Below are 12,920 nucleotides of genomic sequence, written 5' to 3' on the forward strand. Positions count from 1 at the left end.
CCGGCCATACTCAAACCACATTTTTGTAGGACCGTTCATCAAGAGGATTGCCCCCATGCTATGGAAAAAAGGCCGACGCAGCGACAACGTGGTGGATGCCCGCGAGGACAGTGGCGGCGGCGGTGGCGGCATGCGTTTTGGCGGTGGCAAGGGTTTGAGCCTGACCGCGATTGTGCTGATCGTCGGCATTGGCTGGCTGACCGGCCAGGACCCGATGCAGATCCTCGGCCAATTGACCGGCCAAATGGAACAAGCGCCGTCCGTCAGCACGCAGTCACGCCAGGCGCCGCCGGCCAATGATGAACACGCCGATTTCGTCCGCGCAGTGCTCGGCGATACCGAAGACACCTGGGCTCAGGTGTTTCAGGAAAACGGCCTGACGTACAAGAACCCGAAACTGATCCTGTTCCGTGGCCGGGTCAATTCCGCCTGTGGTGGCGCCACCTCGGCCAGCGGTCCGTTCTATTGCCCGGCTGACCAGCAGGTCTACCTGGACCTGGATTTCTTCCGGGAAATGTCCCAACGCTTCCAGGCCTCCGGCGATTTCGCCCAGGCCTACGTGATCGCCCACGAAGTTGGGCACCATGTGCAGACGTTGCTCGGTATTTCCTCGAAGATCCAGAATGCGCGCCAACAGGGTCGGCAGATGCAAGGCGACGGCGGTCTACTGGTACGCCAGGAGCTGCAAGCCGACTGTTTTGCCGGCGTGTGGGCCAACCGTGCGCAAAAACGCCTGAACTGGCTGGAAGCCGGCGACATTGAAGAAGCCCTGAACGCAGCCAACGCCATCGGCGATGATCGCTTGCAGCAACAGGGTCAAGGGCGCGTGGTGCCGGACTCGTTTACCCACGGCACCTCGGCACAGCGGGTTCGCTGGTTCAAGACCGGCTTCGCCCAGGGCCAGATCACCCAATGCGACACCTTCACGGCCAAGAGTCTTTAAATGAATAAGCGATGGGGCTTGCTGCTGACTTTATTAGTGTCGTGTTCAACCCTGGCGGCTGAACACGGCGTCAAAGTCGTCAGCCCCGATCGTTTTCATCTGGACGCCGGCGACCTCAGCCTCGGCGTGAGCCAGGACTGGCGCCAGCCGCTGCCTAACGTCACCCGCGCCCTGATTCTTGTGCATGGTCGCCTACGCAATGCGCAGACCTACCTGCAAAGCGGTATCGATGCCGCCGAGCACGCAGGCGTTAGCGCGAATACGCTAGTCATCGCGCCGCAGTTTCTGAATGCGTCCGACATCAAGCGCAACCATCTGGACGGCCAAGTACTGCGCTGGAACGGCAACGACTGGATGGCCGGCGAGCCTTCCACCGGCCCAGGCCAGATCAGCTCCTACGGCGCCCTTGACCAGATCATCAAGCACCTGGGCAACCGCACACTGTTTCCGGCTTTAAAGGAAATCGTCGTCGCCGGCCATTCCGGCGGTGGCCAGGTAGTGCAGCGCTTCGCCCTCACCGGCCATGATCACCCAACCCTGAAAAACGAAGGCATCCGCCTGCGCTATGTGGTGGCCAACCCGTCGTCCTATGCCTACTTCAGCCGACAGCGACCGGTGCAGTTCGATACCGCCAGTTGCCCAGGCTTCAACGATTGGAAGTACGGCCTGCAACACCTGCCGGCCTACGCCAAAGGGCAAAGCGCCGAGCAGTTGGAGCAGGCCTACGTGTCACGGGACATCACCTACCTGCTGGGCCAGCAAGACACTGATCCGAACCATCCTGCGTTGGATAGAAGCTGTGAGGCAGAGACACAGGGCGCCTATCGGCTGATGCGTGGGCATAACTATTTTGACTACCTCAAACACCGGCATCCGCAGTTGAGCCAGACGCTGGTTGAGGTGCCAGGGGTGGGGCATAACGGGGATGAAATGTTTACTTCGCCCGAAGGGCAGAAGGTGCTGTTCACTCAGTAATACCTGAAGAAACAGTCTCAATATGTGGGAGGGGGCTTGCCCCCTCCCACATTTGATCTCTGTTGCTTGGGTTAAATCATCCGGCGCAATGCAGCGCAATCTTCAGCATGCCAATCCGCCAGCTCCGGCCACGGATTCTCCGGCAGGTTGACCAACACCGTCCTGGCCCCCGCCGCCCGGCCGCAGTCCAGGTCAAAACGGTAATCGCCGACCATCACCATCTCGCTCGGCGATACATCCCACGCCGCCGCCAATTTCAATAACCCACCCGGATCGGGCTTGGGTGGCGCATCGTCGCGCCCCAGCACATCGTCCACGGCAAAGCAGTCCGCCAGGCCAATCGCCTCCAGGGTGATATGCGCCAGCTCCCGCGCATTGCGAGTCAGGATGCCCAGGCGATAACCGCGCCCGGCCAATTCGCGTACCAATTGCACCGCGCCTTCAGCCGCAACAGAACCGAGTGCCAACTCGCGCTCATGCTCCAACAACCAGGCATGCTTGGCCGCCGCGATGTCCGCCGGCAATGCGCTGAGGTGAGTGAGGATGTCGTCCTCGGGGGGAATGTCCAACGCCACGCGAATCGCCGCGAAGTCATGCACGGCCACCGTGAGGGTGCCGTCCATGTCGAACACCCAGTGCTTAACCTCCCTCAGGCTCATGCCCAATCCTTGCGATGGCGAATCAAGCCTTCCTGGGTGACCGAGGCCACCAGTTGCCCGGCGCGGTTGTACACGCTGCCACGGGAGAACCCACGGGAATTGCCGGCCCACGGGCTGTCCATGGCGTAGAGCAACCAGTCATCGGCACGCAGATCCGCGTGGAACCACAACGCGTGGTCGAGGCTGGCGACCTGCATGTCTTTCTGCCAAACGGTCTTGCCGTGGGGCAGCAACGAGGTGGTCAGCAGGCCAAAGTCCGAAGCGTAGGCCAGCAGGTATTTATGCAGCGCCGGTGTGTCGGCCAACGCGCCGTCGGCACGAAACCACACGTACTTGACCGGGTCGGACGGCTGCGGGTTGAACGGGTCTTTTTCGGTGACCGGTCGCACTTCAATCGGCTTCGGGCACAGCAGCTTGTCACGCATGTGCTCGGGGATCAGGTGCGCGCGCTGCTGGGTCAATTCCAGCTCCGACGGCAGGTTTTCCGGGCCGACCACCACGGGCATGGTGGTCTGGTGCTCGAAGCCTTCTTCGTCGTACTGGAACGACGTGGTGCAGGTGAAGATCGGGTGGCCCTTCTGAATCGCGGTCACGCGGCGCGTGCTGAAACTGCCGCCATCACGCACACGGTCAACCGAATAAACCACCGGCAACGCGGCATCGCCGGGGCGCAGGAAATAACCGTGCAGGGAATGCACGTGGCGCGCCTCTTCAACGGTCTGGCTGGCCGCCGACAGCGACTGGCCGAGCACCTGACCGCCGAACAGTTGGCGAAAACCCAGGTCCTGGCTGCGGCCGCGAAAGAGGTTTTCCTCGATCGGCTCCAGGGTCAGCAGGTCCACCAGATCTTCCAATACTTGGCTCATAGAGCAACTCCTACAATCTATGGGGCATTCCGGGCTGCTATCCGTGCAGCGTGTCCAACCATTGGGCGCGGGTGATGCGGTACAAAACATGTGGGCGCAGCGGGTCATCGGCTGCGACCTTGGGGTGTTCAAAATCTGCCAGGGGATCGTAATGCATACCTATGGCCTGCATGACTTTTTGTGATGGCAGATTGGCTTCGGTGGTGAAGGCAACGATTTCATCCAGCTGCAAACGGTCGAAACCACAACGCAATGCAGTCCACGCCGCCTCGCTGGCATAGCCCAGCCCCCAATGCTCGCGGGCCAGGCGCCAGCCAATTTCTACTGCTGGGGTAAAGTCCGCGTCAAAGCTGACATGCTGCAACCCGGTCAGGCCGATGAACTCGCCGCTGTCCTTGCGCTGCAGCGCCCAGAGGCCAAAGCCATATTCGGCGAAGTGGCCGCGTATCCGCCCGATCAGTGCGGCGCTTTCCAGGTGGCTCAGCTTGGCCGGAAAATAACGCATCACGTGTGGGTCGGCGCACATGCTTGCGAAGGCCGTCAGGTCGCTGTCGCGCCATTGGCGCAGCACCAGGCGAGCACTTTCCAATTCGAGTATCGACTCCACGGGTCCCCTCCCCTTGCCATGTGCGTGAGTGTACAGCGCTGGTAAGATCCTTCGCAGGTTCCCGTCAGAAAATCCCATGCCTTTGCCATTGATCTACCACGATGACTACAGCCCCGAGTTCCCGGCGGACCACCGGTTCCCCATGGACAAGTTCCGCCTGTTGCGCGACCACTTGGTGGCCACCGGCCTGACCGAAGACAGCCAACTGCTGCGCCCGCAGCTGTGCCCTGCCGACATCCTGGCCCTGGCCCACGAGCCTGGGTATATCGAACGCTACATGAGCGGCGAGTTGTCCCGCGAAGACCAGCGCCGCCTTGGCCTGCCCTGGAGCGAAGCCCTGGCCCGGCGCACCGTGCGCGCGGTCGGCGGCTCGATCCTGGCGGCGGAGCAAGCGCTTGAGCACGGTCTGGCCTGTCACCTGGCGGGCGGCACGCATCACGCGCATTACGATTACCCGGCGGGCTTTTGCATCTTCAATGACCTGGCGGTGATCAGCCAATACCTGCTGGCCAGCGGCCGGGTCAGCCGCGTGTTGATCTTCGACTGCGACGTGCATCAGGGCGATGGCACCGCGCGCATCCTCCACGACACGCCGGATGCCATCACCGTGTCGCTGCACTGCGAAAAGAACTTCCCGGCGCGCAAGGCCCAAAGCGATTGGGACATCCCACTGCCCATGGGCATGGGCGATGCCGATTACCTGCGCGTGGTCGATGACGCCCTCAACTACATGCTGCCGCTCTACCAACCCGACCTGGTGCTGTACGACGCAGGCGTGGATGTGCATAAAGACGACGCCCTCGGGTACCTCAAGCTGACAGACGAAGGCGTGGCCGCCCGCGATGAGAGCGTCATGCGCCACTGTCTGGGCCGCGACATTCCGGTGATGGGCGTGATTGGCGGCGGCTACAGCAAAGACCGCCCAGCCTTGGCCCGTCGCCACGGCATCCTGCACCACAGTGCGCAACGGGTGTGGACGTCATCAGGTTGTCATTGAGTTGTGCGCTTACCCACAATGGCTGTGGAACGGCCTGTGGATAACTTGAGCGTAAGCGGCTGAAAGCCAGCAGGCATAGGACCTGTAGGAAAGTGTACGTTTTTTGATCAGGCAGCCAGGCTGACGTCGGGTAGAATGCTCGGCCTATTCACGCCACCGTAGCCCTACCCATGCCTCAGACCGCACCTCACCACGTCACTATTATCGGCGGCGGCCCTACCGGGCTGATGGCCGCCGAAGTCTTGAGCCAGGCCGGGGTGCGCGTAGATCTGTATGACGGCATGCCATCAGTGGGGCGAAAATTCCTGCTGGCGGGTGTGGGCGGCATGAACATCACCCACTCCGAGGCTTACCCGGCCTTCCTCTCGCGCTACGCCGAGCGCGCGCCGCAGATGGCGCCGCTGCTGCGTGGGTTTGGTGCCGAAGCGTTGTGCGAATGGATACATGGGTTGGGTATCGAGACCTTTGTCGGCACCTCCGGCCGAGTGTTTCCTACGGACATGAAAGCCGCCCCGCTGCTGCGCGCCTGGCTCAAGCGCCTGCGTGACCAAGGCGTGGTTATCCACACCCGGCATCGTTGGACCGGCTGGAATGCCGAAGGTGATTTACTTATCCACAGCCCTGAAGGCGAGAAAGCCGTGCGCAGCGATGCCGTGCTGCTGGCACTGGGCGGCGGCAGTTGGTCACGGCTGGGCTCAGATGGTGCGTGGCTCAAGCTGCTGGAGGACAAAGGCGTGCCTTACGTGGCACTGCAACCGAGCAACTGCGGCTTCGAAGTGTCGGCCTGGAGCGAATTGATGGTGAGCAAATTCGCCGGCGCTCCGTTGAAAAATGTCGCCATCGGTTTGGGTGACGACAAACCTCGGCTTGGCGAATGTGTGGTCACCGCCACCGGTATCGAGGGCAGCCTGATCTATGCGCTGTCGGCACCGATTCGTGAGGCGATCAACCGCGACGGCGCGGCCACCGTGCATATCGACTTGCTGCCGAGCAAGCCGCTGGACAAGGTGCAAGCTGCGCTGGCCAAACCGCGCGGTTCACGCTCGATGAGCAAGCATCTGCACAGTCAGTTGGGGCTGGACGGGGTCAAGGCGGCGTTGTTGCGTGAGTTGGCGCCAGCCGATCACTTCAATGATCCGGCGCAACTGGCGGTGGATATCAAGGCCCTGCCGTTGACGCTGGTGAAGACGCGGCCAATGGACGAGGCGATCAGTACGGCAGGCGGCGTGCCGTTTGAAGCGTTGGATGAGCGCTTGATGCTCAAGCAATTGCCTGGGGTGTTTTGTGCGGGGGAGATGCTGGACTGGGAAGCGCCGACCGGCGGGTATTTGCTGACGGGGTGTTTTGCCAGTGGCAGAGCGGCTGGGCGGGGGGTGTTGGAGTGGTTGAACGCTTGAGATTGCGGTGAGCTCAAGTCCGCTGTCGGGGGCAAGCCCCCTCCCACATTTGAATTGTGAACACCTTCAAATGTGGGAGGGGGCTTGCTCCCGATGAGGCAATCAGCGACCCCGCAAAATCACTTCTTCTTACGCGGCCCAGTGTTAAACACCGGCACCTTACGCACCGGCTTAATCGACGGTTCCGACGGCGCCACTTCACCACTGTCCACCCACTTACCCAGGTTGCGCTTACCACCGCCACCACCGGACGCCTTAGGCTTCTTCGGTTTTTTCGGTTTTTTCACCACTTGCCCACTTGCATCGGTATCCGGCACGCGGTGCTCCGGCTCGAAGTCCTGCTCCATTTTGCGGGTCAAGGTCTGACGGGTCAGCATCTCGATGGCCGACAGCATGTTCACTTCATCGGCGCACACCAGGGAAATCGCCTCACCGGTGTTGCCCGCACGCCCGGTACGGCCGATACGGTGAATGTAATCTTCGGCCACGATCGGCAGGTCGAAGTTGACGACCATCGGCAGGTCTTCGATATCCAGGCCACGGGCCGCCACGTCGGTGGCCACCAGGATCTGCACTTCGCTGCTCTTGAAGCGATCCAGCGCACGCTGGCGGGTTGCCTGGGGTTTGTCGCCATGGATGCCGTCGGCATTGATGCCCAGGCCCTGCAACTTATCCACCAGCGCATCCACGCCGTTACGGGTCTTGGCGAACACCAGCACCTGCTTCCAGCGGCCTTTGCGCATCAGGTGCACAAACAGCTCCGCCTTGCGCTTCTTGTCCACCGGCACCACCCATTGCTTAACGGTGTTGGCGGCCACGTTGCGCGGGCTGACTTCGATGCTCAGCGGGTCGTTGAGCATCTGCCCGGCCAGCGTGCGAATCTCATCGGAGAAGGTCGCGGAGAACAGCAGGGTCTGGCGCTTTTTCGGCAGCATACGATAGATATTAGCCAGCTCCTCGGAGAAGCCCAAGTCGAGCATGCGGTCGGCTTCGTCCAGCACCAGGGTCTGCAGCTGATTAAGCTTCAGCGCGTTCTGGCGGAACAGGTCAATCAGGCGGCCAGGGGTGGCAACCAGGATGTCGACGCCCTTGCGCAGCTTCATCATCTGCGGGTTGATGCTCACGCCGCCATAGACCGCGTAGGTGGTCAGCGGCAGGTTTTGGGCATATTCGGCAACGCTGGTATGAACTTGCTCGGCCAGTTCGCGGGTCGGGCACAGAATCAGCGCGCGCGCCGAGTTGGCGGCGACTTTCGGCCCTTCCATGGTCAGCAGTTGCAGCAACGGCAAGGCAAAACCTGCGGTCTTGCCAGTGCCAGTCTGGGCCGCAGCCATGAGGTCACGACCGGCCAGCACCGCCGGAATGGCTTGCGCCTGCACCGGCGTCGGGGTCTGGTAGCCAAGCGTCTCAAGGGCGCGCAGCAAGGGTTCGATCAGGCCAAGTGTGGCGAAAGTCATGTAGTTACCGTAGGAAAATTCAGCGCAAGGTCGCAATTGCGCGGCAGTTTACCTTATTTCCGGCTTGGGCTTTCGCCACTGGGGCAGACTGATCAACAGCACGGCGCTGATAATCACCAGCATGGCCAAGCCCTCTTCCAGGCCGATGGATTCACCCACGAACACAATCCCCAGCAACACCGCCACCGCCGGGTTCACATAGGCATAGCTGGTGGCCGCCGCCGGGCGTACGTGCTTGAGCAGGTACATATAGGCGTTGAAGGCGATGATTGAGCCGAACACCGTCAGGTAGGCCAACGCCAGCCAACCCTCCAGCGGCGGCATGGCCTGCAGGTGCTCACCGGAAAGCGCGCTGCCGATCAACAATGCCACGCCCGCCACCAGCATCTCCGCAGCGCTGGCCATGGCGCCCTGGGGCAGCGACAACTGCCGACTCCACACGGACCCGAATGCCCAAGATGCCGCCGCGAACAACAACAAGGCGGCGCCCACCGGGCTCGATTGCAGCGTGCTGCCCATGTTGAGCATGGCGATGCCGACAATCCCCAGGATCACCCCGGCCCATTCCAGCCGCGTATTGCGCGCGCCCCAGAAATACCCGCACAGCAAGGTGAACAGCGGCACGGTCGCTACCGCCAGGGCAGCGACGCCAGACGACACGCCCGCATGTTCGGCCAACGTGACGCCGCCATTACCGAAGGTGAGCAGCAAAATGCCGATCATCCCGGCGGCCTTCCATTGTGGCCACGTCGGCGCTGGCACGCCGCGCCATCTGAGGTAGCCATACATCAGCGCACCCGCCGTGCAGAATCGAATCCCCGCCAGCAACAACGGCGGCCAGTAGTCCACGCCGATGCGGATCACCAAGTAGGTAGACCCCCAAATCACATACAAAGCAAAAAAGGCGGCGATCAACGGTAAGGGAAAGCGACGTGTGCCAGGCATTGGGCGGCTCGAAGGCAGATATAAGAGAGGCTTATTCTAAAAAAGCAGGTCGTTAAACATAAGTTACAAAACCTGTTTAAACCGCCCATACACTTTTCAAATCATGGTTATGAAGGCTATAACCCGTGCTTTCGAAAGCCACGTGCAATTGGAGCCTTATCATGGACAAATACGACCGCATGCTCCTCAGCGCCCTGCTCGAAGACGGCCGCGCCTCCTACGCGCAACTGGCCCGCAAGGTAAACCTTTCCGCCCCCGCCGTAGCCGAGCGCGTGGCCAAGCTGGAGGCCAGCGGGGTGATCACCGGATACCAGGCCAAGGTGGATTTTTCGAAGGTGGGCTTGCCGATTCAGTGCGTGATCGAACTGCGGCTGACTAACCATGGCAGCCAGAAGGTTTATGACGCACTGGCCGAAATCCCCGAACTGACCGAATGCCATCGGGTGACAGGGGATCCGTGCGTGATCATGCAAGCGGCGGTAGGGTCGATGCCGGAGTTGGAGCGTTTGATCAATCGGCTGGCGAAGTTCGGGTTCAGCAAGACCTCAATCATCTTGTCGAGCGCGATAGAGCGGCGGGTGCCGTTGGGGCAGTTGGAAACCAATGGCAAAAATGGTGGCTGATCTCCCGCCATCGGCAGCAAGCCCCCTCCCACAGTTTGATTTGTGAATACATTCAAAATGTGGGAGGGGGCTTGCTCCCGATGGCGTCAGTGGCCGCACTGCAAATTCGAGCGTTCAACAATCAAATCGACTATCTGCTGGATGGTAGTGATGTGATCCCAATCTTCCTGGGTCGCTTGCAAGTTGAATTGCCACTTGTTCTGCATGAAAAAGCAGGTCAAATCATCATCAATAATCGTGAAGTCATGGATGAAGTCCGTTTGCTCCGTGACCTGGCTTCGGTCGATGAAACCGATGATGTCGACGAAGAGCTGAATCACCTTTTCGCTGATCTCGGTTCTGGTCGCGCTACCTTCCGTTGCTTGTTTCATAGGCGCACTTACCGGCACTGACCAGATTAAAGACAGCCAACCCCCCAGCGACGAAAGGAATACCCCGTCCAACAATGCCAAACACCCGGACGGTGCCAAAATTTGCCTTTGCCACTCTGGCCGAGGTGGGTTGCCTGATCAATGTACGAGGGAAAAAGCACATCCCGGTGAGACTCAGCGGGCTAGTCGTTTTGCTGGCGCCGACACGGCCCCAGGTGCCCACGGCAATTTTGCTGACAGCTATGCCCTCAGCACCGGCCAGAACCGTCGCGTCGGTCAAGGCGTGGTGTTGCTGTGTAGGTGTCCAGAACTCGTCAAACGGGGTGCTCGGCACTGAGGAGTCAGTCTGAATGGGCTTGAGTAACTGGTACCTGGCGCCATGGGTCCAGCCTGGTGAATGAGGCAACACTATGACTGCCGGGCAGCTTGTCATCGCATTACCCAAATGAAACGCCATGCTTGAAGTTGAGCCGAAATCGATGCCGTCCCGTTGGAGTTCAAGCTGGCTTCGCATGATTGCTGTGTGAAGATCGCTTTCCTGCATAACGTAGTCCTTTTACGTAAATGACAGGCGGGATGTTAGGTTGCGGCGAAGAGCGATAGGTGGGAGAAGGAAAATCCAGAACGGTCTGACGAAACACTAGGGCTGAGCCTACTGACCATTCAGAAAGCAGATAAACGCCCTCAAGATGCCCCGCCCTTCATCCTGAACGACAACCTGAGCCTCGAAGATGCCCTCGCCCATGCGGCGGATTTGCTGCATTGCGCGGTGGGCACTGCGCACTCGTCGGGTGAGGCGATGGATGTGCAGCAGCGGGCGGTGATGCATTTGGTGGAGATGGCGAAGGGGTGGTGGATCGGGCGTTGGAGTGTGTGCAGCCTCGATGAACGACCGATAACCAATGTGGGAGGGGCGGTGCGACGGTTCGACTTGCTCCCGATAGCAGTGGATCAGTCAGCTTATGTGTGGCTGACCCGCCGCAATCGGGAGCAAGCCCCCCTTCCACATGTTGAACGGCGTTGTTCTGTCAGAACCCGCGATGCTTCTTCAAATGCTCATTGATCTTCGCCGCCGGCACTTTCTGCAAAGTGCACAGCAGGTCGTGGGACAGTTCGCGCAAGCCGTGGGTACGCCGCAGTTCCTGGGCCAGGTGCGCCGTGAGGTTGGCCGCCATTTCCGCATCCGCCAGCGCTCGGTGAGCCTGGCCGGTGTGGGGCAGTTTCGCGTAGGTGTTGAGGGTACCGAGCTTGTGGTTTGGTGCCGATGGCATCAGACGACGTGCCAGCAACAGCGAGCAGGCGAATTTCTGCAAACGCGTCCGGCGAATCAACCCCAGCTCGTAATCCCAGAACTTCTGGTCGAACGCGGCGTTATGCGCCATCAAGGGCGTGGTTCCGACGAATTCGTTGACCTCATTCATCACCCGCTCGGCCGGCGGGGCGCTGCGCAGCATGGCGTTGCTGATGCCGGTGAGTTGCTCGATAAAGCCCGGTACGCGCACACCTGCGTTCATCAGGCTCTGGTAGCGGTCCACGATCTGGCCACGTTCGAGGATAACCACCGCGATTTCCGTGGCCCGGCAGTGGCTGCTCGGGGTGATGCCGGTGGTTTCAAAGTCGATGACCGCTATACGTTCCAAACCTGTTCCAACTCCGTCTAACAATTGATTGAGCCGCAGCGCTTATTTGAGCAGCAGCGCGCCTTCGATCGGCACGTAGCGGCTGGCGGCGCGTATCAGTGAGTTGGCCGTCAGCCCGGGCACGCCGTAGGCCACGGCTTCAACCCCATGCTTTTGAATGATGCGTTCGAGCAGCATGTCGAAGTCCCCGTCACCGGAGGCCAGTACCACTTCGTCGACGTGGTCGGCGGCGTCCATGATGTCGAGGGTGATGCCCACGTCCCAGTCGCCCTTGGCCGAGCCGTCACTGCGTTGGATGTACGGTTTGAGTTTTACCGTAAACCCCAGGTTGCGCAGGATCTGCTGGAATTGCTGCTGCTTGCTGTCGCCACGGTCGATGGCATAGGCGTACGCCTCGACGATCTGCCCGCGGGAGCTGATGTCTGCCCACAGGGCGGCGTAGTTGAAGTGGCAGCCATACGCCTGGCGGACGGTGTAGTAGAGGTTTTGTACATCGGCGAACACTGCAATTTTCTTCACCGCACTTCCTCATGACAGCCAGGCGCCTGGGCCCGGAAAGGGTGCCAGTATGCCAGCCGCGAGAAAGTTTCCGGAAAAAATCAGACCGGGACGCCGCAGCGCCCCGGACCGGGAGTGTCAGACGAAGGAGTCGTCGTCGCCAAAGGAGGAGGAATCGTCGGAATAATCGCTGTCGGCGAAGCTGTCCGAGTTATTGCCGCCCCAGTTGTCATTGCCTGCGAACTTCTGGTCGTCATTGCCCCAGTTGCCGTTGTCACTGGCGGGCGCCGGCTCTTCACGGATTATTTCTTCCACGACCTGCGGCTGTTGCGAGTTGTGGTTGAACAGGCTGCTGATGCCTTCTGCCAGCAACACACCACCGGCCACGCCAGCGGCGGTTTTCATCGCGCCACCGAGAAAGCCGCTGCCCATGGGCGCGGCGGCGGGTGGTTGTTGTGGTTGTTGATAGTTTTGCTGCGGCGCGGACTGGCCGCCGAACGAAGGCCGCGCTGGCTCACGCCAGCCACCGCCCGAATTGCCCGGAGCGCTCGACGCCGGTTGCGCGTCACGGGAACCGCCGCCGCCAAAGATGCTCGACAGGAAACCACCGCTGCTCGCCGGGGCCGGTTGCGCGGACTTGGCCCGCTGCAACTCATCCTGCAATTGCTGGATCTGCTGCGCCTGTTGCTTGTTCTGCGCGTCGAGACTCTTGAGCGCGTGTTCCTGCACCAGGATCGACTGCGTCATGTAGTACCCGGCGGCCGGTTGGCGAGTCATGTGCTCCTTGATCCGCGCTTCGGCCTGGGCGTCGCGGGGGGCTGAGTCCGTTTCGGCTTGCTGCAACCGTGAAAACAGTCCATCGATCAGGGTTTGCTCTTCGCTGTTCATGGCGACCTCGTTAGATTGCCGGTAGAAATTCTGGTCCCGCCTGTGATCAGGTCA

At 60.9% G+C, this 12,920-nt stretch carries 15 protein-coding genes and 1 pseudogene; 6 read left to right on the forward strand and 10 right to left on the reverse strand.

Features of this window, described 5'->3' with window-relative positions:
- The first annotated feature begins 55 nt into the window (after positions 1–55).
- Both ypfJ and LRO94_RS24900 read left to right on the forward strand, forming a co-directional pair.
- Entirely contained in the window at positions 56–943 is an 888-nt protein-coding gene (ypfJ, locus tag LRO94_RS24895; protein ID WP_032884638.1) for a KPN_02809 family neutral zinc metallopeptidase, read from the forward strand.
- Entirely contained in the window at positions 944–1,918 is a 975-nt protein-coding gene (locus LRO94_RS24900) for an alpha/beta hydrolase (RefSeq protein WP_179179842.1), read from the forward strand.
- Between the two features lie 71 nt (positions 1,919–1,989).
- Here LRO94_RS24900 and LRO94_RS24905 read toward each other — a convergent pair whose 3' ends face one another.
- From LRO94_RS24905 to LRO94_RS24915, 3 genes are read right to left on the reverse strand one after another with little or no spacing between them, the layout of a single operon-like run.
- Positions 1,990–2,577 (reverse strand): HAD family hydrolase, encoded by a 588-nt coding sequence (locus tag LRO94_RS24905; protein ID WP_032884636.1) that lies wholly within the window; start codon positions 2,575–2,577, stop codon positions 1,990–1,992.
- The gene (gene tesB, locus LRO94_RS24910; RefSeq protein WP_032884635.1) at positions 2,574–3,443 is read right to left on the reverse strand and encodes an acyl-CoA thioesterase II; all 870 of its coding nucleotides are present in this window, start codon (positions 3,441–3,443) and stop codon (positions 2,574–2,576) included. The genes LRO94_RS24905 and tesB overlap by 4 nt, the downstream gene beginning before the upstream one ends.
- 37 nt (positions 3,444–3,480) lie before the next feature.
- Positions 3,481–4,050, reverse strand: a complete 570-nt coding sequence (locus LRO94_RS24915) for a GNAT family N-acetyltransferase (protein WP_032884634.1) — start codon at positions 4,048–4,050, stop codon at positions 3,481–3,483.
- 76 nt (positions 4,051–4,126) lie between these two features.
- Between LRO94_RS24915 and LRO94_RS24920 the strand changes: the two genes are divergently transcribed.
- Both LRO94_RS24920 and LRO94_RS24925 read left to right on the forward strand, forming a co-directional pair.
- A complete protein-coding gene (locus LRO94_RS24920) occupies positions 4,127–5,047 on the forward strand; it encodes a histone deacetylase family protein (protein WP_179179841.1) in 921 nt (306 codons plus the stop codon).
- Positions 5,048–5,217: 170 nt separating this feature from the next.
- Positions 5,218–6,444 (forward strand): TIGR03862 family flavoprotein, encoded by a 1,227-nt coding sequence (locus tag LRO94_RS24925; RefSeq protein ID WP_179179840.1) that lies wholly within the window; start codon positions 5,218–5,220, stop codon positions 6,442–6,444.
- A 119-nt stretch (positions 6,445–6,563) separates the two neighbouring features.
- Here the strand turns inward: LRO94_RS24925 and LRO94_RS24930 are convergent, their stop codons facing one another.
- A complete protein-coding gene (locus tag LRO94_RS24930; protein WP_032884631.1) occupies positions 6,564–7,901 on the reverse strand; it encodes a DEAD/DEAH box helicase in 1,338 nt (445 codons plus the stop codon).
- 48 nt (positions 7,902–7,949) lie between these two features.
- Positions 7,950–8,846 (reverse strand): drug/metabolite exporter YedA, encoded by an 897-nt coding sequence (gene yedA / locus LRO94_RS24935; protein WP_032884630.1) that lies wholly within the window; start codon positions 8,844–8,846, stop codon positions 7,950–7,952.
- Between the two features lie 161 nt (positions 8,847–9,007).
- Between yedA and LRO94_RS24940 the strand changes: the two genes are divergently transcribed.
- The gene (locus LRO94_RS24940; protein ID WP_095186224.1) at positions 9,008–9,469 is read left to right on the forward strand and encodes an Lrp/AsnC family transcriptional regulator; all 462 of its coding nucleotides are present in this window, start codon (positions 9,008–9,010) and stop codon (positions 9,467–9,469) included.
- A gap of 86 nt (positions 9,470–9,555) precedes the next feature.
- Here LRO94_RS24940 and LRO94_RS24945 read toward each other — a convergent pair whose 3' ends face one another.
- Entirely contained in the window at positions 9,556–9,840 is a 285-nt protein-coding gene (locus LRO94_RS24945) for an acyl carrier protein (RefSeq protein ID WP_032884628.1), read from the reverse strand.
- Positions 9,818–10,384 carry a hypothetical protein gene (locus tag LRO94_RS24950; protein WP_179179839.1) on the reverse strand — a complete coding sequence of 189 codons (567 nt, stop codon included), beginning with the start codon at positions 10,382–10,384 and terminating at the stop codon, positions 9,818–9,820. Before LRO94_RS24950 ends, LRO94_RS24945 begins: the two co-directional genes overlap by 23 nt.
- A 102-nt stretch (positions 10,385–10,486) precedes the next feature.
- Here LRO94_RS24950 and LRO94_RS24955 point away from each other — a divergent pair.
- Positions 10,487–10,728 (forward strand): annotated as a pseudogene (locus tag LRO94_RS24955) (DUF6124 family protein).
- Positions 10,729–10,868: 140 nt separating this feature from the next.
- Here the strand turns inward: LRO94_RS24955 and LRO94_RS24960 are convergent.
- The 3 genes from LRO94_RS24960 to LRO94_RS24970 all read right to left on the reverse strand — a co-directional run bounded on the left by LRO94_RS24960 (position 10,869) and on the right by LRO94_RS24970 (position 12,866).
- Positions 10,869–11,480: a 3'-5' exonuclease gene (locus tag LRO94_RS24960; protein ID WP_032884626.1), complete on the reverse strand. Its 612-nt coding sequence runs from the start codon at positions 11,478–11,480 to the stop codon at positions 10,869–10,871.
- Between the two features lie 42 nt (positions 11,481–11,522).
- Complete coding sequence (locus LRO94_RS24965) at positions 11,523–11,999, reverse strand: LabA-like NYN domain-containing protein (protein ID WP_032884625.1); 477 nt, start codon at positions 11,997–11,999, stop codon at positions 11,523–11,525.
- A gap of 117 nt (positions 12,000–12,116) precedes the next feature.
- Positions 12,117–12,866 carry a DUF2076 domain-containing protein gene (locus LRO94_RS24970; RefSeq protein ID WP_122681744.1) on the reverse strand — a complete coding sequence of 250 codons (750 nt, stop codon included), beginning with the start codon at positions 12,864–12,866 and terminating at the stop codon, positions 12,117–12,119.
- Between the last annotated feature and the right edge of the window lie 54 nt (positions 12,867–12,920).

Origin of the sequence: Pseudomonas sivasensis, from assembly GCF_021391435.1 — a bacterium.
GTDB lineage: Bacteria > Pseudomonadota > Gammaproteobacteria > Pseudomonadales > Pseudomonadaceae > Aquipseudomonas > Aquipseudomonas sivasensis.

Bases quoted from the DNA above. Each gene is read 5' to 3' on its own strand.
- LRO94_RS24930 (WP_032884631.1), bottom strand. From the start codon at position 7,901: ATGACTTTCGCCACACTTGGCCTGATCGAACCCTTGCTGCGCGCCCTT.
- LRO94_RS24925 (WP_179179840.1), top strand. From the start codon at position 5,218: ATGCCTCAGACCGCACCTCACCACGTCACTATTATCGGCGGCGGCCCT.
- LRO94_RS24905 (WP_032884636.1), bottom strand. From the start codon at position 2,577: ATGAGCCTGAGGGAGGTTAAGCACTGGGTGTTCGACATGGACGGCACC.
- ypfJ (WP_032884638.1), top strand. From the start codon at position 56: ATGCTATGGAAAAAAGGCCGACGCAGCGACAACGTGGTGGATGCCCGC.
- tesB (WP_032884635.1), bottom strand. From the start codon at position 3,443: ATGAGCCAAGTATTGGAAGATCTGGTGGACCTGCTGACCCTGGAGCCG.
- LRO94_RS24940 (WP_095186224.1), top strand. From the start codon at position 9,008: ATGGACAAATACGACCGCATGCTCCTCAGCGCCCTGCTCGAAGACGGC.
- LRO94_RS24920 (WP_179179841.1), top strand. From the start codon at position 4,127: ATGCCTTTGCCATTGATCTACCACGATGACTACAGCCCCGAGTTCCCG.
- LRO94_RS24950 (WP_179179839.1), bottom strand. From the start codon at position 10,384: ATGCAGGAAAGCGATCTTCACACAGCAATCATGCGAAGCCAGCTTGAA.
- LRO94_RS24945 (WP_032884628.1), bottom strand. From the start codon at position 9,840: ATGAAACAAGCAACGGAAGGTAGCGCGACCAGAACCGAGATCAGCGAA.
- LRO94_RS24900 (WP_179179842.1), top strand. From the start codon at position 944: ATGAATAAGCGATGGGGCTTGCTGCTGACTTTATTAGTGTCGTGTTCA.
- yedA (WP_032884630.1), bottom strand. From the start codon at position 8,846: ATGCCTGGCACACGTCGCTTTCCCTTACCGTTGATCGCCGCCTTTTTT.
- LRO94_RS24970 (WP_122681744.1), bottom strand. From the start codon at position 12,866: ATGAACAGCGAAGAGCAAACCCTGATCGATGGACTGTTTTCACGGTTG.